Annotated in this window: 15 protein-coding genes; 3 read left to right on the top strand and 12 right to left on the bottom strand. The window is 37.2% G+C overall.

Going from position 1 to position 21,743, the window contains the following annotated elements; translation table 11 throughout:
• Window positions 1–22: 22 nt before the first annotated feature.
• The 5 genes from citX to CYJ72_RS06320 all read right to left on the bottom strand — a co-directional run bounded on the left by citX (window position 23) and on the right by CYJ72_RS06320 (window position 3,753).
• Entirely contained in the window at window positions 23–601 is a 579-nt protein-coding gene (citX, locus tag CYJ72_RS06340; RefSeq protein WP_284628726.1) for a citrate lyase holo-[acyl-carrier protein] synthase, read from the bottom strand.
• Window positions 564–2,099, bottom strand: coding sequence for a citrate lyase subunit alpha (gene citF / locus CYJ72_RS06335; RefSeq protein ID WP_284628724.1), 1,536 nt, complete (start codon window positions 2,097–2,099; stop codon window positions 564–566). Before citF ends, citX begins: the two co-directional genes overlap by 38 nt.
• 1 nt (window position 2,100) lies before the next feature.
• Entirely contained in the window at window positions 2,101–2,988 is an 888-nt protein-coding gene (gene citE, locus CYJ72_RS06330) for a citrate (pro-3S)-lyase subunit beta (protein ID WP_284628723.1), read from the bottom strand.
• Window positions 2,976–3,284, bottom strand: a complete 309-nt coding sequence (gene citD, locus CYJ72_RS06325; RefSeq protein WP_284628721.1) for a citrate lyase acyl carrier protein — start codon at window positions 3,282–3,284, stop codon at window positions 2,976–2,978. The genes citE and citD overlap by 13 nt, the downstream gene beginning before the upstream one ends.
• A gap of 181 nt (window positions 3,285–3,465) precedes the next feature.
• Window positions 3,466–3,753 carry a GNAT family N-acetyltransferase gene (locus CYJ72_RS06320; RefSeq protein ID WP_066126295.1) on the bottom strand — a complete coding sequence of 96 codons (288 nt, stop codon included), beginning with the start codon at window positions 3,751–3,753 and terminating at the stop codon, window positions 3,466–3,468.
• A gap of 283 nt (window positions 3,754–4,036) precedes the next feature.
• Here CYJ72_RS06320 and CYJ72_RS06315 point away from each other — a divergent pair, with 283 nt between their 5' ends.
• Window positions 4,037–5,794, top strand: a complete 1,758-nt coding sequence (locus CYJ72_RS06315) for a flavocytochrome c (RefSeq protein WP_066125607.1) — start codon at window positions 4,037–4,039, stop codon at window positions 5,792–5,794.
• A gap of 110 nt (window positions 5,795–5,904) precedes the next feature.
• Here the strand turns inward: CYJ72_RS06315 and lysS are convergent, their stop codons facing one another.
• From lysS to CYJ72_RS06300, 3 genes are all read right to left on the bottom strand, one after another.
• Entirely contained in the window at window positions 5,905–7,410 is a 1,506-nt protein-coding gene (gene lysS / locus CYJ72_RS06310) for a lysine--tRNA ligase (protein ID WP_284628718.1), read from the bottom strand.
• A gap of 222 nt (window positions 7,411–7,632) precedes the next feature.
• Complete coding sequence (locus CYJ72_RS06305) at window positions 7,633–8,838, bottom strand: YcjF family protein (RefSeq protein ID WP_284628716.1); 1,206 nt, start codon at window positions 8,836–8,838, stop codon at window positions 7,633–7,635.
• Between the two features lie 11 nt (window positions 8,839–8,849).
• Complete coding sequence (locus tag CYJ72_RS06300; protein WP_284628714.1) at window positions 8,850–9,539, bottom strand: zinc metallopeptidase; 690 nt, start codon at window positions 9,537–9,539, stop codon at window positions 8,850–8,852.
• A gap of 163 nt (window positions 9,540–9,702) precedes the next feature.
• On the opposite strand from CYJ72_RS06300, the gene CYJ72_RS06295 reads away from it, so the two are divergent.
• A complete protein-coding gene (locus CYJ72_RS06295; RefSeq protein WP_284628712.1) occupies window positions 9,703–10,587 on the top strand; it encodes a LysR family transcriptional regulator in 885 nt (294 codons plus the stop codon).
• Window positions 10,588–10,718: 131 nt separating this feature from the next.
• On the opposite strand, the gene CYJ72_RS06290 is transcribed toward CYJ72_RS06295, so the two are convergent.
• The 4 genes from CYJ72_RS06290 to rpoB all read right to left on the bottom strand — a co-directional run bounded on the left by CYJ72_RS06290 (window position 10,719) and on the right by rpoB (window position 20,643).
• On the bottom strand, window positions 10,719–11,768 hold the full coding sequence (locus CYJ72_RS06290; protein ID WP_174519400.1) for a PTS sugar transporter subunit IIC: 1,050 nt from the start codon (window positions 11,766–11,768) through the stop codon (window positions 10,719–10,721).
• A gap of 43 nt (window positions 11,769–11,811) precedes the next feature.
• Window positions 11,812–12,807 (bottom strand): D-2-hydroxyacid dehydrogenase, encoded by a 996-nt coding sequence (locus CYJ72_RS06285; protein WP_284628710.1) that lies wholly within the window; start codon window positions 12,805–12,807, stop codon window positions 11,812–11,814.
• Window positions 12,808–13,334: 527 nt separating this feature from the next.
• Complete coding sequence (gene rpoC / locus CYJ72_RS06280; protein ID WP_066125594.1) at window positions 13,335–16,976, bottom strand: DNA-directed RNA polymerase subunit beta'; 3,642 nt, start codon at window positions 16,974–16,976, stop codon at window positions 13,335–13,337.
• A 55-nt stretch (window positions 16,977–17,031) separates the two neighbouring features.
• On the bottom strand, window positions 17,032–20,643 hold the full coding sequence (gene rpoB, locus CYJ72_RS06275) for a DNA-directed RNA polymerase subunit beta (protein WP_371441398.1): 3,612 nt from the start codon (window positions 20,641–20,643) through the stop codon (window positions 17,032–17,034).
• Window positions 20,644–21,201: 558 nt separating this feature from the next.
• Between rpoB and CYJ72_RS06270 the strand changes: the two genes are divergently transcribed.
• The gene (locus CYJ72_RS06270) at window positions 21,202–21,681 is read left to right on the top strand and encodes a nucleoside 2-deoxyribosyltransferase (protein WP_066125591.1); all 480 of its coding nucleotides are present in this window, start codon (window positions 21,202–21,204) and stop codon (window positions 21,679–21,681) included.
• Window positions 21,682–21,743 lie beyond the last annotated feature (62 nt).

Raw genomic sequence — 21,743 nt, 5'->3', positions numbered from 1 at the left:
TGTAAATTTTTTATTTTTATTTTTAATTACTATTCTCTTCTAGATAGTTTAAGACCTTCTTACTAATGTAAAGTCGAATATCATCTAAAGAATGGGAACGGCTCCGTCCACATTCTTTAGCGATATTATCGCAAAGAAAACATTTTCGAGGTGGATAACCAATCTCAGTTCGACTTATTTGAAATATATTTTCTTTGTTTTTATAATGAACATCTAAATCTAATAATCGACCTAATTGACTTTCTTCCTCATATTTAATCAATCTTTTCTTAAGTAATACCGGATTGATTGATAATAGTATATACGCTTCATTTCCTGTTTTGTTACTTACGAAACGAGTTAGAATCGTTTCTTTTGAAAATTTACGTTGCAAATTATTTAGTTCGCATTCAAAAACTCTTTTTAATATTTTTGAGTTTTTTATCTCACCTGGAATATTCATTGTGATATATAAAAGTGTTCCCTGGGGAGCTTTTAAAAAAACATTTCTTTGCAATTCTTGTCGTTCTTCCCTAGCTTGTAACATTTCAAGTAATGTTACACTTTCTCCATCAAAGACTTGACTATTTGACATTGCGAACGGTGTCAATAACTGTGCCATCTCGATATTCAACAACTGCAACAACTTTGTCCCCATACTCAATTGGGTCTGGTGTTCCAACTACGGAATAAGCTTTTTCTTTTAATTCTTCTATTGTAAAAATTGGAACTTTAATATCTTTAAAGTGTTCAATTAAATCAGAACGATTAGGATTAATAGCAATACCAACTTCAGTTACTACCACATCCACTGAAGTTCCAGGTGTGATGATAGTATTAACTTTTTCTACAAATGTTGGGATACGTCCGCGAATCAATGGAGATATTACCATACTCATTTTAGATGCGAATGCTGTATCAGAATGCCCACCAGAAGCACCTCTTATGACACCATCAGATCCTGTTAAGACATTGACATTGTAGTCTGTATCTACTTCTAATGCTGACAAAATACAAACATCTAACATATTGACTACTGCACCTTTATTAAACGGCGAAGCATATAAATCTGCATCAATTTCATAATGTTCTGCATTCCGTCCTAATGACTGACCTGAAGGTTGGTCGAAATCTTGTACATCTAAGATTTTATCTACTAAACCTTCTTCTAATAACTCAACCATTGCATTGGTGATACCACCTAATGCAAAAGAGGCTTTTATATTGTCTTTAATCATTTGTTCTCTTAAGAAGCGAGTTACGGCTAACGACGCCCCACCTGTTCCTGTTTGGAAAGAGAATCCTTCTTTATAGTATGGAGAACTTGTTATAACTTTAGCTGCGTATTCAGCAATTAGCAATTCTTTAGGATTTTTTGTAAATCGCGTCGCCCCCTTTGCTATACCTGTTGGATCACCAATTTGATCAACAACAACAACATAATCAACATTTTTTTGTGGAATGCTGATAGGCGTATTAGGATAAGGTTTTAAGTTGTCTGTAATAACAACCACTTTATCGGCATACTCAGCATCAACTTTTGCATACCCTAATGATCCACAAGCTGCTGAACCAGAAGTCCCGTTCGCATTACCATATTCGTCTGAACTTGGAGCACCTAAAAATGCCACATCAATATGAATTTTGCCTGTTACAATAGCTCCAGCACGTCCCCCATGTGAACGAATAGTTACCGGATTTTCCATGATTCCCTCTGAAATCGCTGCACCTAATTTGTCGCGTAATCCCGAAGAAGTTATGTTAGTAACAACACCATTTTTTATATGTTCAATTAGTGGTTCATGGATGTTAGAAATTGACGATGGTGCAATAGAAATGTTTTTAATCCCCATTGCTGCAATTTCTTCCATAACCATGTTAAGAACAAAGTCACCTTCTCTTAAATGGTGATGAAAAGAAATCGTCATGCCATCTTTTAATCCTGTCTTTTCAATCGCTTCGCGGATTTTCGATAATAATTTTTTATTGCCCGGTGTTACAGGTGTGATATTCGCTTGGGTGCGATTAAAATTTTTGATATTAGTTGTTTCACCTTCAAATACGCCTTGAGTATTTGCTAATTCTGAAGGAATTTCACGTCCAACTTTATTAACTACCATCTTAGTATTCTCCCTCCTCGATAATACCTGCTGCTTTAGCGAGTGCTAAAACACGTTCAGCACGCTCAACGATTGGTTTATCTACCATTTTTCCGTTAACTGAAATAACTCCTGACCCTTTAGCCTCTGCTTCACGAATACCTGCCACAACAGCTAAAGCATTGTTTATTTCTTTTTCTGTTGGTGTATATATTTCATTAACTAATGGTATTTGTCTCGGGTTAATGACTGATTTACCATCAAACCCTAACTGTTTAATTAATGATACTTCTGCTTTAAACCCTTCGTTATTGTCAACATCGGAATAAACAGTATCGATAGCCGCAATACCAGCAGCTCGTGCTGCATGTAATATCATATTTCGAGCAAATGAAAGTTCAGTTCCATCAGGATAACGTCTGGTTTTCATGTTTGTCACATAATCTTCTGCTCCTAATGCAATCCCGATTAAACGCTTACTCGAATTAGCGATGTCTCTTGCATTGAGTACACCTTCTGCAGATTCAATTGCTGCCATCATTTTCGTGGTACCAACCTCAATGTGATTTTCTCGCTCAACTTTTTCAATCACTGCTTCTACATCAATGATATCCTGAGCATTTTCCGTTTTTGGTAATCGAATAACATCTACTCCTGCTAAGACTACTGCCTCAATATCAAGATTGCCACCATCTTCTAAGGCATTAATACGAACTACAGTTTCAACATTCGAATAGTCAAATGTCTTTAAAGCAAAATGCACTAAGACTCTAGCTGCATCTTTTTCTTTTAGTGAAACTGAATCTTCTAAATCAAACATTACTGAGTCTGCACCATAGATTGCAGCATCACGTAACATTGCAACATTTGATCCAGGGACAAACATCATAGTTCTTCTTAAACGTTCCATGAGTCAATCTCCTTCCAGTCATAATCAGTTACTTCAAGTGCACGGTTAACTGCAATAATTGTTCTAGCTTGAACAGTACAATCTAAAGCACCCTTGTCAACAGCTTCCACTAAAACAGAATCAATCTTTAAGTTGGAAAGCGTTTTCTCGATCACTTCTCGTATTCTCGCGCCGAACTGTTTTTCTACGCTTGAACTTAAATTAATACTGACCTCTTCCTCAGTATTTGGGCTTACAGTAATCATGATATCACTTGATTCAAGTGTACCAGCTACTGCTGTTTTGGTAATTTTCATTTTTACACTCCTCTATTAAAAAAATTAATAAACATTGCCTATATATTTATTATAACCGTTTACATTAATTATCAAAAGTGTTCCATTGTTTTTTTTGTGTTCTTTTGATTTATATTCACTTTTTAACTGCTATAAGTATTTATATTTTGTCTCATTTTATTTTACAATCTAGCAAAAGAATTTATTGTTTATCCGCATTAATCCAGTCGTATTTATCGGCTTCCTTTTCGAATTTAGCAACAACATAGCTACATTGAGCTTTAATTTTCTTTTCCTCTTTAGCCATTTCGGATACTAAATGGTCTAATAATTTTTCTGCAACCCCTTGCCCTCTTAGCACAGGATCAACATAAGTATGATTGGCAATGACCACTGCTGGGTCCGTTGTTGGTTCAAATGTAATTTCTGCTATAATCTCACCTTGTTCATTACGTTTAACATAGCCGTTTTCAATTTTTTCGAATTCCATAAACTTCACCTCTTTGAGAATAATATAACATAGTCCACTAAATATTGTCATCCTAAGTAAACTGATAAATATTAAATTTATTATTTTTTTCTTTCCTATGGCTTTTATACCTCATAGAAACTGGCTTAACTATTTATGAGGAAATTATGAGTGTTTTTTCATAACATTAATCAAACACTTACTTATTATGTGTATCTTTGCACAATACTTAATGTTAAAATTGTAGTTGGATATTATAAATATTTATAGTCCATAATATATAGTAAGGAGAGGAATTTGTTTGATGAAAAACATTTCAAAAATTTTATCAGTCATTCTATTAGTGGCTACAAGTATCACTTTATTCGTTACTTCTTTAGCACCTCAAGTTATGGCAGCTGAAACAGGATCTGCTACTGAGACCGGCTCTGGCGGTGACATTACGGTTACTGTTACATTAGAAGATGGAAAAATCATCGACATTCAAACCGAACACGGTGAAACAGGTGGATTAGGCGAAGAGGCTATTAATCGTTTAGTTGAAGAAGCTATTAACAATCAATCAATTGAGTTAGACGTTGTGTCAGGAGCTTCACAAACCTCAACGGCTTTTATTACCGCATTAACCAAAGCGATTGAAAAAGCTGGCGGCGATACCAAAAACTTCCAAGGTAAAAAAGAAGAAATTACTGAAAAAACAGAAGAAACAATGGAAACTGATGTAGTCGTTGTGGGTGCTGGTGGTGGTGGATTCGCTGCTGCTGTAACGGCGAAACTAGAAGGAGCTGACGTGGTTTTATTAGAAAAGCTACCGGTAGTTGGGGGTAACACTCTGATTTCAGGTGGTGAATATGCTGCACCAGGCAACTGGTTACAAGAAAAAGAAGGCATTGAAGATTCACCTGAAAACTTCATAAAAGACGTTGAAGTTGCGGGAGGTGACCCTGAATTAATTAAAGTTGTGGCAGAAAATGCTACTCCTACCGCTGAATGGTTACGTGATGAAATTGGCGTAAAATGGTTAGACTCATTAATGTTCTTTGGAGGACACTCAGTGAAACGCTCATTAATTCCCGAAGGTCATACTGGTAATGAATTAATTTCCAAATATAAAACAAAAGCTGAAGAATTAGACATCCCAGTTTTAACGGAACATGATGTAAAAGAACTTTTAGCTGAAGATGGCAAAATTGTGGGTGTAAAAGTTGAGACCCCTACTTCAATTTTAACAGTTAAAGCTGATGCGGTAGTTTTAGCTTCCGGAGGCTTTGGCGCTAATGATGAAATGTTACATGAAAATGACCCTGAAGTGGATGAACACGTCTTATCAACAAATTCACCAGGTGCAACTGGAGACGGTATTACTATGGCCAAAGCACTCAATGCTGATACAGTCGGCATGGATAAAATCCAATTATACCCAATTTGTGATGTTGAAACCGGTAAACTGCTTTATGTCGGAGATACTCGACTTGTAGGAGGTGCCCTTTTAGTTAATAAAGAAGGAACTCGTTTTGTAGAAGAATTAGATACTCGACGTGCTATCTCATTGGCTATTAAAGAGCAAACGGATCACGTTGGTTACCTTGTATGGGATGAAAAATCTTCTGAAACCACCGGGACTATCCATTCTCACCCGGCAGAAGCCGAAAGCTTATTCAAACGCGGATTATTAGTCAAAGCTGATACCTTAGATGAATTAGCAGAACATTTTGATATCGATAAAGAACAATTTAAAGAAACGGTAGCGACCTTTAATGAAAATTCTAAGAAGAACGAAGACCCTGAATGGAACCTTCGTATGTTAGGTTGGACCATTGAAGAAGCGCCATTCTATATGTTAAAAGCCGGTCCAGCTGTTCACCATACCATGGGCGGATTAAAAATTAATACAGAAGCTCAAGTATTAAATACAGATGGCGAAGTAATCGAAGGACTCTATGCAGCCGGAGAAGTAACCGGTGGCATCCATGGTTCTAACCGACTAGGTTCAGCGGCAATGGCCGATATTTCGGTATTCGGACGAATTGCAGGTAAAAATGCGGCTGAATTCGCAAAATAATGTTATAAAGACTAAGAATCCTTAATTCTGTTGTCTCAACAATATAAATAGCTCTGTACTGTTCAAATAAATGAACAGTACAGAGCTATTATTTTATGTGAATTGATTTTTTAGTTATTTCTCAATGTTGGGAATAATAATACGTCACGAATCGATTGTGAATCAGTCAATAACATGATTAATCGGTCAATACCAATTCCTAATCCTCCCGTTGGTGGCATACCATATTCTAATGCTTCTAAAAAGTCTTCATCCACTGGATGAGCTTCGTCGTTTCCAGCATTTTTTTCTGCCATTTGCGCTTCAAAACGTTCACGTTGATCGATTGGGTCTGTTAACTCCGTAAAGGCATTAGCATACTCTTTTCCAACGATAAAGAGTTCAAAACGATCGGTGAAACGAGGATCCTCTTCATTTTTTCGTGCTAATGGTGAAATTTCTACCGGATGTCCATAGACAAAGGTTGGTTGAATACATTTTTCTTCACAATGAGTTTCAAAGAAATTATTAATAATATGTCCCACTGTTAAATCGTGTGGGTTGACTTCAACATGATGTTCTTTGGCTAGTGCTTTGGCTTCTTCAAAAGTCATTTCTTGCCAGAAATCGACACCCGTTACTTCTTTAATCATATCGACCATATGACGGCGGGCCCAAGGCTTACCTAATTCAATGGCTTGACCATCATATTCAACGGTAGTTGTTCCTAAAACTTTTTCAGCAACAGATTTAATTAAACCTTCGGTTAAATCCATAATATCCGTATAGACAGTGTAGGCTGTATAAACTTCTAACATGGTGAATTCTGGGTTATGGGTTGTATCAATTCCTTCATTACGGAATACGCGGCCAATTTCGTAAACCTTTTCCATACCGCCCACTACTAATCGTTTTAAATGCAGTTCTAAGGCAATACGTAAATATAATTCCATATCTAATGCATTATGATGCGTAATAAAAGGTCTCGCACTCGCACCACCAGCTAAATTATGTAATGTTGGTGTTTCAACTTCTAAATAGCCCGCATCATCAAGGTAATGACGAATTTCTCGTAAAATTTTAGAACGGTTAATAAAACGATTACGGCTCTCATCATTACTAATTAAATCTAAGTAACGTTGACGGTAACGTTGTTCTACATTGGTTAAACCATGGAATTTATCCGGTAATGGACGTAATGCTTTAGTTAGTGGGATAAATTCAGTTGCATGAACGGATACTTCTCCGGTATTCGTTTTAAATACATAACCAGTGACTCCCACGATATCTCCTAAGTCAGCCACTTTAAACCAAGGATAAGTGGCTTCGCCAACACCATCTTGACGAACGTATACTTGAATTTTGCCATCCATGTCCAATAAATGAGCAAAACCAGCTTTTCCTTTTCCACGTTTTGAAACCATTCTTCCGGCTACTGAGACCATAATCTTCTCTCCTTCAGCCAAGGTTTCTTTATCTAAATGGTCATAAGCTGAATGAATTTGACTAGAAGTATGCGTCCGTACAAATCCAGAATCAAACGGATTGACTTCTGTTGATTCCTCCATATTTACCATTTTCTCACGACGCGCAATGAGTTGGTCGTTTAATGTTTCTTGAATTTCATGTTCACTCACGAATGGTTCACTCCTAAATATTATTTATTTCATGTTTTTAAAAATTTACACATATAGATACATTTTAACGGAATTTTGACTAAATGTCACACCTTTTATAAATGAAAGGCTTTTCTAGTAACAGTTAGTCCTTTATTCGTCAAAAAAAGATTCCTAGCGTCATGGAAGACACTAATCATTACTTAATTAGGTCCATTTTGCTAAGAATCGTGTCTCATTCTTTTAATAATTTTCGACAAAGAAGCTTCTAGTCCACAGTGGTAATTGATTCTTCACTGAATCGGGCAACATTTTTGAGACTTCTTTTAATTGTTCATTAAAATTCGCTCCCATTAATTTTGAAATTTCATTTAAGCCTATATCGTGACCAATCATTTCAGCTTTGGCTATTTGCTTAAGCACTTCTATATAGCTATAGGCTAAAGCAATGGTTAAGCTACTAGCAGTCAAACCACTAATCACTCCGCCAGTAATCGTCCCCACGCCAGGAATAAACTTTAATAAATTACCAGCTAAATATTTACCTAAGGCCGTGGCACCTCCAGTGCCGCCTACACCAGCTAACATACTTATAATTTGTGATTTTTCTAATGATAAACCAAAAATAGCTGTTATATGACCTAACATCGTAATTTGCATTGGCACCAGAATGGCTGCATCCGATACCGGTATGGGGGTAAAGCCTACACCAAAAGAAGTCTTAATATAACGCTTAGCCCAACGTCTCGCATCTTCGACTTTGCGATCAATATCGATTTGTTGGGCGTTGATAAAAGCCTGATGTACCTTTGATGGAATTATTTTTAATGTGATATCAATCAAGTCCTGTAAACCATGTGCAGGTATTTTTTGATGTGATGAGAGCGCGTATTCTTTGGCTAATACCGGCACAACGCCCTCGATTGGTAAAGCTAACTCTTTTAAATACTCAATAAAATCATTTGTTTCTTGGCCAATCGATTGGGTCACGACTAAAACAACTGGTAATTCACTCGCTAAGGCCCGGATAATTTCGACTTCCATTGCTTCAATACGTGACATATTAGCATTCACACAATAATAAGCTAAATGAATTTCCTGACCATTGCCCAATTCTTTTTGGATATTAATTAAATGTGCAAGGCTTTTTAATACCTCTTTTTGAGCCTCTGCCGTTAATTCTAATCCTTTTGTATCATAGAGGGTTAACGGGACGCCCTCTTTTGTCAACTTTTCAACGTGCTGGGTTACAGGCATCCCCACACCTGTCTTAGCGATATTCTCTCTAAAGAGAGCATTAATTAAGGTGCTTTTGCCACTCCCAGTTTTTCCTGCCACTAAAATATTAATAGAAGGCATTTTTTTCACTTCATCATTGACTTTCTTAGCTAAGTCATTCGCTAAGTTTACATTTACTTTTCCCCGTAAAATACGTTGAAATATACTCATCCAATCTCTCCTTAGTCACGACGACGACTATTTGCGATTAAAATAAAACGCAATAAGGTTAACGCACTGTTTAATGTACTAGCAACATAGGTAAAGGCTGCCGCATTCAATACTTTTTTCGCTGCTGGTAATTCCTCTGGCTCAATTAAATGATGTGACTCCATAATCGCTAAGGCTCGCTTACTCGCATCAAATTCAACCGGTAAAGTAATAATTTGAAATGCTAAAGCTAAACCAAAAGCAACAATCCCAATCCATACTAACGAAAAAATATTTAAGATTAAGCCAGCCATTAATAAAGGCATTGATAAACTAGAGCCAAATTGGGCAATCGGTGCAAATGAACTACGTAATTTTAAGAAACCGTAGCTTTCTGCATCTTGCAGAGCATGGCCGCACTCATGAGCCGCTACCGATATGGCTGCAATCGATGTTGATTGATCGGTTGCATCCGATAATCTTAAAACTTTTGATCTTGAATCATAATGATCAGATAAATGGCCCGCAACATGTTCGATTGAAACATCTTGTATATTGGACGCTTGTAATAAAGTTTGAGCTGCTTGTCTTCCTGTAATTTGGTTAAGAGACTCTAATTCGTCATATTTTCTAAAGGTACTTGTCACACGTGATTGAGCAAACATTACTAACGCTGCTCCTATTAACACTAAAATCATCGTACTATCGTATCCATAATACATCCATAACACCTCCAAAGAGTTTATTAACGTCATTATATCAATTTTTGGGAATGATTTCATTATATATCAACTTTGCTTATAAAAATCAGACTAAAGTTGGTGATAGTGACTCAAATCGTTTATGTTATACTAATATTAGTTAGATAGGAAAGAGGTTACCTTCATGGATATTAGACAATTAAAATATTTTATTGCGATTGCCGAATCAAAAAATCTTTCGAGAGCGGCTAAAAGTCTTTTTGTTACGCAACCCACTTTATCACAAACCATCAAAAAACTTGAATCTGAACTCAATACTGTACTGTTTAATATGACCGATGAAGGGATGATGTTAACTGAAACAGGACAAGTCTTGTATGATGATGGGATTAAAATAGTCGAAGACTTTGAAAAGCTAATTGATAAAGTTTCGCAATACAAGCACCAACCTATTGAAAAAATAAAAGTAGGCTTAACGACCCTATTCGCCATTCAATTTATGAAACAAATCTCTCACTTTATTGCAACCCATAGTAATGTTGAATTAGCTATTTTCCAAGATGGTTCACGTCAACTACAAAAAATGCTGGTTGATAAGGAAATCGATGTGGGATTATTATCATTCCCCCAACTTTATCCCGAAATTTCAATCGAACCTCTAGCTACTTCTACCCAAGGCTATTGGGTGTCGGTCGTCATTCCTGAAAATAATCCCTTAGCTAACAAAGAGGCGATTCAAATCATCGACTTAAAAGGGCAAAACATTTCTAGCTTGACGCATCATTTCATGTTAGGCGAAATGTTAACACGGAGTTGTCACGCAGCTGGTTTTGATCCTAATATCGTATTTGTGCATAACGACTGGGCAGTCTTATTACATAGCTTAAAAGAGCTTAACGCAATTACCATTTTACCTTCTGAATTTCAAGCACTCAGTGACAATAAAGGATTAAAATGGATTCCTTTCGTTGAGAAGAATAACTTCTACCCCATCGGTATCGCTACTCGCAAAGATTTTGTGACTACCTCAGCGATTCAAGAATTTATTGAAGCCATCAAATCAAATTAAACAAAAACACCACTTAAATAGCCTTGTTGCCATTTAGGTGGTGTTCTTTCGTCTACATATAGACTTTTTAATAATGAAAAGTTTATCAACTCAAAGCTACATCAGTAGCTTTCTGCCTAGACATCCTATCATTATAAGTCTAAGCGATAATCTTCTTCAGAGACAATTGGCATTACTTTGGTAAAGACATGTTTAAATACGAATCCCATTGCCACTGGAATCACAATAAACGCTAAAATCGACACTAAAATATTCATAACATTGCCAAAGCCACCTTCAGCTAAGTTTATTGCATTAATCGGCCCAACTAACCCTGAAAAACCAAAACCAGCGGACATTGGCGTTCCTTGAATATTGAAAATTTGAGCAACCAAACCACAGACGGCTGCATTAGCGATAATTGGAATCATTGTTTTAGGATTTTTCACTACGACTGGCATGGACATTTTGGGTGAGCCAATAAAATGTGCCATACTTGTACCCACACCATTGACATTCCATCCCATAATCGCTAAACCAAAACCACAAGCACAAATACCTAAGTTACCAGCACCAGAACCAATACCTGATAATCCAACAGCTAAAGCGATGCCGACGGTAGTAATAGGAGAAACAATTAAAATCGCAAAAATAATCGCAATCAGAATACACATTATAATCGGTTGCAGTGTTAATAATGAAGCAACCCCTTGTCCAATTAAGGTTGTAATGCTAGTAACATAAGGTAAAATCATTCTTCCAAGACCGCCAACACCAGCTAATAATAATGCCGGAATGACAATAATAGTATACGATTTTAATTTATCGCCTACTAATAAAATCACCAATGCAGCTAAAGCGGCTGTTAAACCAACATTTATAATATCGCCGGTCCCTTTAATCGTCATCGCCCCATCAGCAAATTGAACGGCACCTGAAGCATACATCGCCGCCAATCCGACTGAAGCCGATTGGATCGGATTAAATTTAAAATTCAATCCAACCATCATACCACAAACTAATCCTAACATAGAATTAGACATGGCTAAGGCATTTAAAATTGGAGATCCTGGCATAATCGCTTTAAATAATTCCGATAGTAATGCCCCTGGAATCAAGACCACTACCGTCCCCAATGCCAATCCATTTAAAATATTCATCGCAAATTTATTTGCTGTCATTTTACTTTCCATCTTGTTCACATTCCTTACTCTATTATTGACGTTTATCGCTTTTATTATTTAATTAATTTACACGATTACGGGTCGTTCCCGTTTCAATGACTTCTAATGTTGCATTTAATCCACCTTCAACTAAGTTCTTCACGGCTTCATCCGTATAAAAAGCAATGTGTGGTGAATAAATGATCTTTGGATGATTAATAACTTGCAGGAATAACTCATCTTCAATTGTTTGGTCTGTTAAGTTTTTAGGAATCAATGGCCCTTCCTCTTCATAAGTATCCAAACCGGCTCCCATTAAATGCCCCTCATCCAATACTTCAATTAAAGCTTTCGTATCAATTAAAGCACCACGTGCCATATTTAATAAAATCGCATCTTTTTTACATTTTAATAATAATTCTTTATCGAATAAATGATGATTTTCTTCAGTTGCTGGCATGTGTAACGAAATAATATCGGCATCCTTAATGACCTCTTCAATAGAGTCACCATAGGTTAATAAATCAGATAATTGCGTATTTGGATATAAATCATAACCGATAATTTCACAACCAAACCCTTTAAAGAAACGTGCCACTGCTTGACCAATACGTCCTGTTCCTAATACCGCAACTTTCATGTCTCCCATTAAACGCCCGCGGATTTCAGGTGTCCATGAGAAATTATGTTCATTCACTCTTTCTTGAATTAAATCATATTTACGAATGATATTTAAAGCCATTGCAACTGTCCATTCAGCAATCGATTCTGGTGAGTAACTTGGTACGTTTGAAATAATAATGTCATTCTCTTTAGCCAAAGCCAAATTATACATGTCTACTCCCGCACTTCGTTGCGCAATTTGCTTAATTCCCATTTGATGTAATTGTGCATATAATGACTCATCTAATTTTCCTACTTGTGATAAAGATAAGCCATCATAACCCTTCACTCGTTCGATTAATTCAGGTGTAAAATTTTCTTCATTTATTGATAATTCTACTTGATGTTCCTTCGCCCAATTCTCAGCGACGATTCTTTCTTCATCCCGAACACCAAACATAATAATTTTACGCATTATTTATTCCCCCTTCATGTACTATCTTAATCATAAGACTTTGAACAGTAATTCACAATAGCATAATTACACTTCGCTATACATATAATTTATAGGGGTATAAATAAAATAAATAGTTCACATAGTTTTTTTATTCTGGTTATCTCTCCATTATTTTTTTATTTGAATATTATAACATTTTTAATTTAATTAGTATTCTTTAATTAAGTTTGATTTCCGATTGAAAGTAGAGAAGAATCAGAGTGACTGTTATTTTCTGAATCAATCGCTTTTATAACAAACAAAAAAGAGGTCGAACCAAAACTTTTTTGTTTTAGTTCAACCTCTATTACTTCTCAATGAAGGCGGGCAAGACGTAGAAAGCCAAATGACTTTCGCTGCGTCTGTCCACCCCCGCAGAATTGGGAGTGAACCAGAAGTAGAAAACCAATTGATTTTCACTTCGTCTGTCCACCACTCGCACAGGTGACCAGCTCTCAAACAAGTCATTGAGACTTTAATTGGAATCACTCAACCACTGCGCTAAATTATTCTACTTCTGTGGTTTCAGTTACTTCGGTCGCTGCTATTGCTTCAGCCTCGTTTAATTCTGCTTGTACGTCTAGGTTTGATTTGATATTACGATATCTGGTCATACCAGTACCAGCAGGGATTAATTTACCAATTGTAACATTCTCTTTTAGTCCTAATAAGACATCTTTCTTACCGCGAATGGCTGCATCTGTTAAGACACGAGTTGTTTCTTGGAAGGATGCAGCAGAAATAAATGAATTCGTTTCTAAGGCTGCTTTGGTAATTCCTAATAACACTGGACGCGCCGTCGCAGGGATTTCTCCCGCTTTAATAGAAGATGCATTCGCACGAGCAAAGTCTGCGATATCCATTAAAGCACCTGGTAGAATTTTTGTGCCTGCAGGGTCCATAACGCGTACTTTACGTAACATTTGACGAACCATTACTTCGACGTGTTTATCGCCAATCTCTACCCCTTGGCCACGGTATACCGCTTGTACTTCACGTAATAAGTATTTTTCAACTGTAATCACGTCAGTAACACGTAACAATTCTTTTGGATCAATGGAACCTTCCGTCAATGCTTGACCACGTTCAACCATATCGCCTTCTTTTACTTTCAAGCGTGCTTGATAAGCAACATTATAAGTACGAGTATCACCGTTACCAGCTATCGTAATATCTTTCGAACGGTCGCCCGCTTTTTCTTCGATCGATTCCACAACACCGGCTACTTCCGTAATAGTCGCTTGTCCTTTAGGATTACGCGCTTCAAAAATCTCTTGAATACGAGGTAAACCTTGAGTGATATCGCCACCACCCGCAACCCCTCCGGTATGGAAAGTACGCATGGTTAACTGAGTACCAGGTTCTCCGATTGATTGAGCTGCGATCGTTCCGACCGCTTCCCCAACTTCTACTTCAGATCCGGTCGCCAAGTTACGGCCATAACATTTTTTACATACACCATGTTGTGTATTACATGTAAAGACTGAACGAATCGTTACTTCTTTAATACCTGCATTGACGATAGTCGCTGCTAAATCTTCAGAAATTAATTCATTTGGTCCAATAATTACCTCACCTGTTTCAGGATGACGGACTGTTTTTTGAGTATAACGACCAATTAATCGTTCTTCTAATGACTCAATCACACTATTTCCGTCTGCAATTTCGGTAATCACAATCCCTTTATCCGTACCACAGTCGTCTTCACGAACGATCACATCTTGCGCTACGTCAACTAAACGACGTGTTAAATAACCTGAGTCGGCTGTCTTCAAGGCCGTATCGGTCATCCCTTTACGAGCACCGTGAGTAGAAATAAACATCTCTAATACCGATAATCCTTCACGGAAGTTTGATGTAATCGGTAATTCGATAATCTTACCACTTGGCGCCGCCATGTTACCACGCATACCCGCTAATTGAGTAAAGTTAGAGATATTACCACGGGCACCTGAATCCGACATCATATGGATTGGGTTTAATCTTGGTAATGAACTCTTAAGATCATCTTGAATCTTATCTTTTGCTTGTTCCCAAGTACGAATAACACTTCCATAACGTTCATCTTCGGTAATTAAACCACGACGATATTGTTTTGTGATATTTTCAACTTTTTTATGTGCTTCCTCTAAAATACCCTCTTTAGATTCTAGACGTAATACATCGGCAACCCCAACAGTAATACCAGCACGTGTTGAATACTTGTAACCTAAGTTTTTCAATTTGTCCAACATCACAGACGTTTCTGTAATTTGGAATCGTTTGAAGACTTCTGCGATAATATTACCAAAGTCTTTTTTCTTAAACGGTGGTACCATCTCCATTGCAGCAATCGCTTCTGGTACATCTGTTCCCGGTTCTAAGAAATATTTATCAGGTGTTTGTTGGGTTAGGTTAGTATTAGTCGGTTCGTTTAAGTAAGGAAACTCTATTGGCATAATTTCATTGAAGAATAATTTACCAATTGTTGTCACCATTAAACGTTCTTTTTGCCATTCAGTAAATGGTTTTCCAGGTAATGCTTTAGCTGGAATGGCAACACGTGTATGTAAATGTACATAACCATTTTGATAAGCGATTTCTGCTTCACCCACACTACTTAACACTAAACCTTCACCGATACGTCCTGGTTCTTCTAAAGTTAGATAATAGTTACCTAAGACCATATCTTGAGATGGTGTTACAACAGGTTTACCATCTTTAGGGTTTAAGATGTTTTGCGCTGCTAGCATTAACAAACGTGCTTCTGCTTGTGCTTCTTCTGATAAAGGTACGTGTACCGCCATTTGGTCCCCGTCAAAGTCGGCATTATATGCCTCACACACTAATGGGTGTAGACGGATTGCGCGACCTTCAACTAATGTTGGCTCGAAAGCTTGAATTCCTAAACGGTGAAGCGTAGGTGCACGGTTAAGCAACACTGGATGTTCACGAATAACTTCTTCAATTACAGGCCAAATCGCATCATCTTGAGTTTCAATCATACGTTTAGCATTTTTGATGTTGCTAGCAATTTCACGTTCAACTAATTCTTTCATTACAAAAGGCTTGAATAATTCAATTGCCATTTCTTTTGGTAAACCACATTGGTACATTTTTAAGTTAGGTCCAACGACGATAACAGAACGCCCCGAGTAGTCTACACGTTTACCTAATAAGTTTTGACGGAAACGACCTTGTTTCCCTTTTAACATATGCGATAAAGATTTTAATGGACGGTTACCTGGTCCCGTTACGGCACGACCACGACGGCCATTATCGATTAAAGCGTCAACCGCTTCTTGTAACATACGTTTTTCGTTTTGAACAATAATACCAGGAGCACCTAAATCTAATAAGCGTTTCAAACGGTTATTACGGTTAATAACACGACGGTATAGATCATTCAAGTCACTTGTCGCAAAACGTCCACCTTCTAATTGAACCATTGGACGAATATCAGGTGGGATAACTGGTAGGACATCTAATACCATCCATTCTGGTTTATTACCTGATTCATTGAAAGCATCTAAGATGTCTAAACGGCGAATCGCACGTGTACGTTTTTGACCAGTTGCTGTTTTTAAGATTTCTCTTAATTCTTCAACTTCTTTTTCAACGTCTACCATTTCTAATAATTCTTTAACGGCTTCTGCACCCATTTTGGCATAGAAACGGTCACCGTATTCGCGTTTTTTCTCACGATATTCTGCTTCCGTTAACAATGATTTAAATTCTAACGGGGTATCACCTGGATCAATAACGATGTATGAAGCAAAGTAAATCACTTCTTCTAAGTAACGTGGACTAATATCCAATACTAATCCCATACGACTTGGAATTCCTTTGAAATACCATACGTGTGTAACTGGAGCAGCTAATTCAATATGTCCCATTCTTTCACGACGTACTTTTGCTTTCGTTACTTCAACACCACAGCGATCACAGACGCGTCCTTTATAACGAACGCGTTTTAATTTACCACAGCTACATTCCCAATCTTTAGTTGGTCCGAAAATACGTTCACAGAATAATCCGTCACGTTCAGGTTTTAATGTACGGTAGTTAATGGTTTCAGGTTTTTTTACTTCACCGTATGACCAACTACGAATTTTTTCGGAGGATGCTAAGCCAATTTGCATGGCTTCGAAATTATTAACATCTATCAAGGGGCCGACCTCCTTTTTTTATTTTGGAGCGCCTAATACTCCAATGGCACCTAGGCTATTCTTCAACTGTTTCTACTTCTGCTGACTCTTTTTCAGTGTTGTTTTCTGTTTCGCCAACTTCTGCTTCTAGTTTAGCTTTTTCAGCTTGTTTTTGTTCTTCACGATATTTATCTAATGCATTGTAGTTAATTACGTCATCATCATCGTCATCGTCACGTAATTCGATTTCATTATCATCTGCATCTAATACTTTAAGATCTAATCCTAAGGCTTGTAATTCTTTTACCAATACGCGGAAGGATTCTGGTACACCTGGACGCGGAATTGGTTGACCTTTAACGATTGCTTCATATGTTTTCACACGTCCCACAACATCATCGGATTTGTACGTTAAGATTTCTTGTAAAGTATAAGCAGCACCATAAGCTTCTAGTGCCCAAACTTCCATCTCACCAAAACGTTGTCCACCAAATTGTGCTTTACCACCTAAAGGTTGTTGCGTTACTAATGAGTAAGGTCCTGTTGAACGAGCATGTAATTTATCATCAACCATGTGGGCTAATTTAATCATATACATAACCCCAACAGAAATCTTACGGTCAAATGGTTCTCCTGTACGTCCATCATAAAGAATGGTCTTCGCATCTTGTTCTAATCCGGCTTCTTTAACGGTATCCCAAACATCTTCTTCGGTCGCACCATCAAAGACTGGAGTCGCAATTTTAATGCCCATTTGACGAGCAGCCATACCTAAGTGTAATTCTAATACTTGTCCAATATTCATACGTGAAGGTACCCCTAATGGGTTTAACATAATGTCAATTGGTGTTCCATCAGGCATAAACGGCATGTCTTCTTCCGGCATTATTAAGGATACTACCCCTTTATTACCGTGACGTCCGGCCATTTTATCCCCTTCACTAATTTTACGTTTTTGAACGATATAGACACGAACTAATTTATTTACACCTGGTGCTAATTCATCGCCAGCTTCACGCGTAAAGATTTTAACATCATGAACAATACCGCCACCACCGTGAGGCACACGTAATGAAGTATCACGGACTTCACGAGCTTTTTCACCAAAAATTGCGTGTAATAGACGTTCTTCAGCAGATAATTCGGTTACCCCTTTAGGTGTGACTTTACCTACTAAGATGTCACCATCTTTCACTTCAGCCCCAATAGAAATAATACCGTCCTTATCTAAGTATTTAAGGGCATCTTCACCTACGTTAGGGATTTCACGCGTAATTTCTTCAGGTCCTAATTTCGTATCACGCGATTCTGATTCATATTCTTCGATGTGAATAGAAGTATAAACATCATCTTTCACTAAACGCTCTGACATGATGACCGCGTCCTCATAGTTATAACCATCCCAAGTCATGAAGGCTACTAATGGGTTTTGTCCTAAGGCCATTTCGCCATTTTCCATTGAAGGTCCGTCCGCTAAGATATCATTTTTCTCAACGATATCCCCTAATTTTACGATTGGACGTTGGTTGTAACAAGTTCCCGCATTTGAACGAGCAAATTTAGTTAAACGATATTCATCGGTAGAACCATCCGCTACTTTAACTTTCACACGATTCGCATCCACATAAACTACTTCACCGTCACGTTTACACAATAAGGCTGCTCCCGAGTCGTGAGCTGCTTTATATTCCATACCTGTTCCGATCAATGGTGATTGTGGATTAACCAATGGCACTGCTTGACGTTGCATGTTCGCTCCCATCAAAGCACGGTTAGAGTCATCGTTTTCTAAGAATGGAATTGAAGCTGTCGCTACCGCTACTACTTGTTTAGGTGAAACGTCCATAAAGTCAACTTTACTTACTGGTACTTCTATATTCTCAGAAATATAACGTGCCATTACTACATCATTTACGAATGAACCATCTTCATTTAATAATGAGTTAGCTTGTGCAACGGTATATAAATCTTCTTCGTCGGCTGATAAGTAAACAATTTCATCAGTAACTTTTAAGGACTCTTTGTCTACTTTACGGTAAGGTGTTTCGATGAAACCAAATTTATTAATTTTCGCATAGGTAGATAAACTATTAATTAATCCGATGTTTGGTCCTTCAGGTGTTTCAATCGGACACATACGACCATAGTGAGAGTAGTGAACGTCACGCACTTCGTATCCAGCACGGTCCCTCGTTAAACCACCAGGCCCTAAGGCTGATAAACGACGTTTATGAGTTAACTCACTTAATGGATTTGATTGGTCCATAAATTGTGACAACTGAGAAGAACCGAAGAATTCTTTAATAGCTGCTACAACCGGACGAATGTTAATTAATTGTTGTGGAGTAATGGTCGCAGTATCTTGTAAGGACATACGCTCGCGCACCACACGTTCCATTCGGCTTAAACCAATACGGAATTGGTTTTGTAATAATTCACCCACTGAACGAATACGACGGTTACCTAAATGGTCAATATCATCAGTTGTTCCAATGTTTAATTCTAAGTTTAAATAGTAGTTGATTGAGGCGATAATGTCAGCCGGTGTTAAGTTTTTAACGCCTTCGATATTACCATTACCAATAATATTAATAACTTTTTCAGGGTCGGCTGGTGAATAAACACGAATAACTTGTAAATCAATTGGTTCCGCAACAACACTTTCAGGTGCCGGATGCAAAGTAACCAAATTAATATTGTTATCTAAGTATGGTGTTAAAATATCGATTTTTTCTTGATCTAATTCTGTCCCTTCACTAAAGATAACTTCTCCTGTTTCAGGGTCAGCTAACGTTTCAGCTAATGTTAGACCAAGTAAACGATGTTTTAAATGTAATTTCTTATTAACTTTATAACGACCTACAGGTGCTAAGTCATAACGACGTGGGTCAAAGAAGCGTGCTGTTAATAAGTTACGTGAGCTTTCTGCTGTCTTTGGTTCACCTGGACGTAGACGCTCGTAAATATCTTTAAGGGCTTCTTCCACACGTGAATCAGTGATATTCTTATGAACATCTTTTTCTAATGTTAAATCTAATAATTCAGATTGACTGAAAATATCAATAATTTCTTCATCTGAACCAAAACCTAATGCACGAACTAATGCGGTTAAAGGTAATTTACGTGTACGGTCAATACGCACATAAGCAATTCCTTTAGCATCCGTCTCAAATTCTAACCATGCACCACGGTTAGGAATGACAGTTGATGTATAACTATGACGCGATTTTTTATCCACTCGGTCATGATAGTAAACACCTGGAGAACGAACTAATTGCGAAACGATGACACGTTCAGCACCGTTAATAATGAATGTACCCATTTCGGTCATGATTGGGAAATCACCAAAGAATACTTCTTGTTCTTTTACTTCTCCTGTTTCTTTATTAACTAAACGTAAAGTCACATAAATTGGTTTAGAATAGTTGGCATCATGGCTACGTGCCTCTTCTAAATTATATTTTGCTTCTTTAAATTCATAATCAATAAAATGTAACTCCAAATTCTCAGTATGATCAACAATTGGAGAAATATCTTCAAACATTACTCGCAATCCTTCATCAAGGAACCATTGGTAGGAATCAGTTTGAATTTCGATTAAGTTTGGTAGTTCCAAAACTTCATCAATTCGCGCATAACTACGTCTTTGAGCTTTTTTACCGTATTTTACAATATGATGCTGACTCAAGCTGTTCACCCCTTCTAAATATTAAAGCGCCGAAAGTTACGTTTGTGTTACAAATATTACATTTAGCTAACAAATCGCTTTTTGTACTATTTTTAGGCAAAAAAAAGACAAAAGAGATCGAGTTTTTGAAAAATTATTGGCTCGTATCTTTTGTTCTTTTCGTGAAAACGCTGTTGGACAATATTTCAACCCGTTTTCTAAACTACTTTCCTGCGTCTTTGCAACTTATTATATTACATTAATCTTTAACTTCTGTCAACCCCTTCTGTCATGAATGATGCTCGTGGTTTTGCGATATTTTATTTGCGTTAAACTGAGTTGCTTAGCATACAACAATGACTGATCAGTTTCTACCTGTGTCCCTTCTTCACACCTCTTTAGTTCTTGTCACGCTTTCTTTTTAAATTAATTTATCGCGTAGCCACTTTAACTTATTAACCAACTTTTTTATCACGAATTTTCCGGTAGTATGAAAAATATTTCCATTGTTTCTAATTGCTTCTCTCGATTTGCTTCACTATAATGAAGAGTAGTTTAAATGATTTTGGAGGTTATGATATGTCGAAATTATATTTTGCTGCCCCGTTATTTACTGAAATGGAACTAGCTTTTAATGCTAAATTAGCTCAAACAATTCGAGAAGCTCTACCTGACCTAGAAATTTTCTTGCCTCAAGAACAGGGTGAAATTAACGATAAAAATGCTTATGCTGATTCAACTATGATTGCCAAATTAGATACCGAAGCTGTCCTATCGAGCGATGTGTTACTAGCAGTCTTAGATGGACAAGTCATCGATCCAGGTGTCGCTTCAGAAATTGGTGTCGCTTATCAAGCTGGTATCCCAATTGTGGGTTTATACACTGACTCCCGTCAATTAGGTGGAACTAACCAACAAAAAATCGAAGCCTTACAAGAAATTGCAGAATCCCAATTTGGATATGTCAATTTATATACTGTTGGCTTGATTAAATTGAATGGTAAAATCGTCAATAATAGTTCAGCTGTTCCTGAAGCCATCGAACAATTTTTAGCCTAAATAATATAAAACGTGGTTAGTCTAACATCTTCTTGGATGATTGGTACTCGCCACGTTTTTTT

Origin of the sequence: Globicatella sanguinis (genome assembly GCF_002847845.2) — a bacterium.
GTDB classification, from domain to species: Bacteria; Bacillota; Bacilli; order Lactobacillales; family Aerococcaceae; genus Globicatella; species Globicatella sanguinis.
The sequence above is the reverse complement of the archived record's forward strand: the minus strand, read 5'-3'. Positions and strand labels throughout refer to the sequence as shown.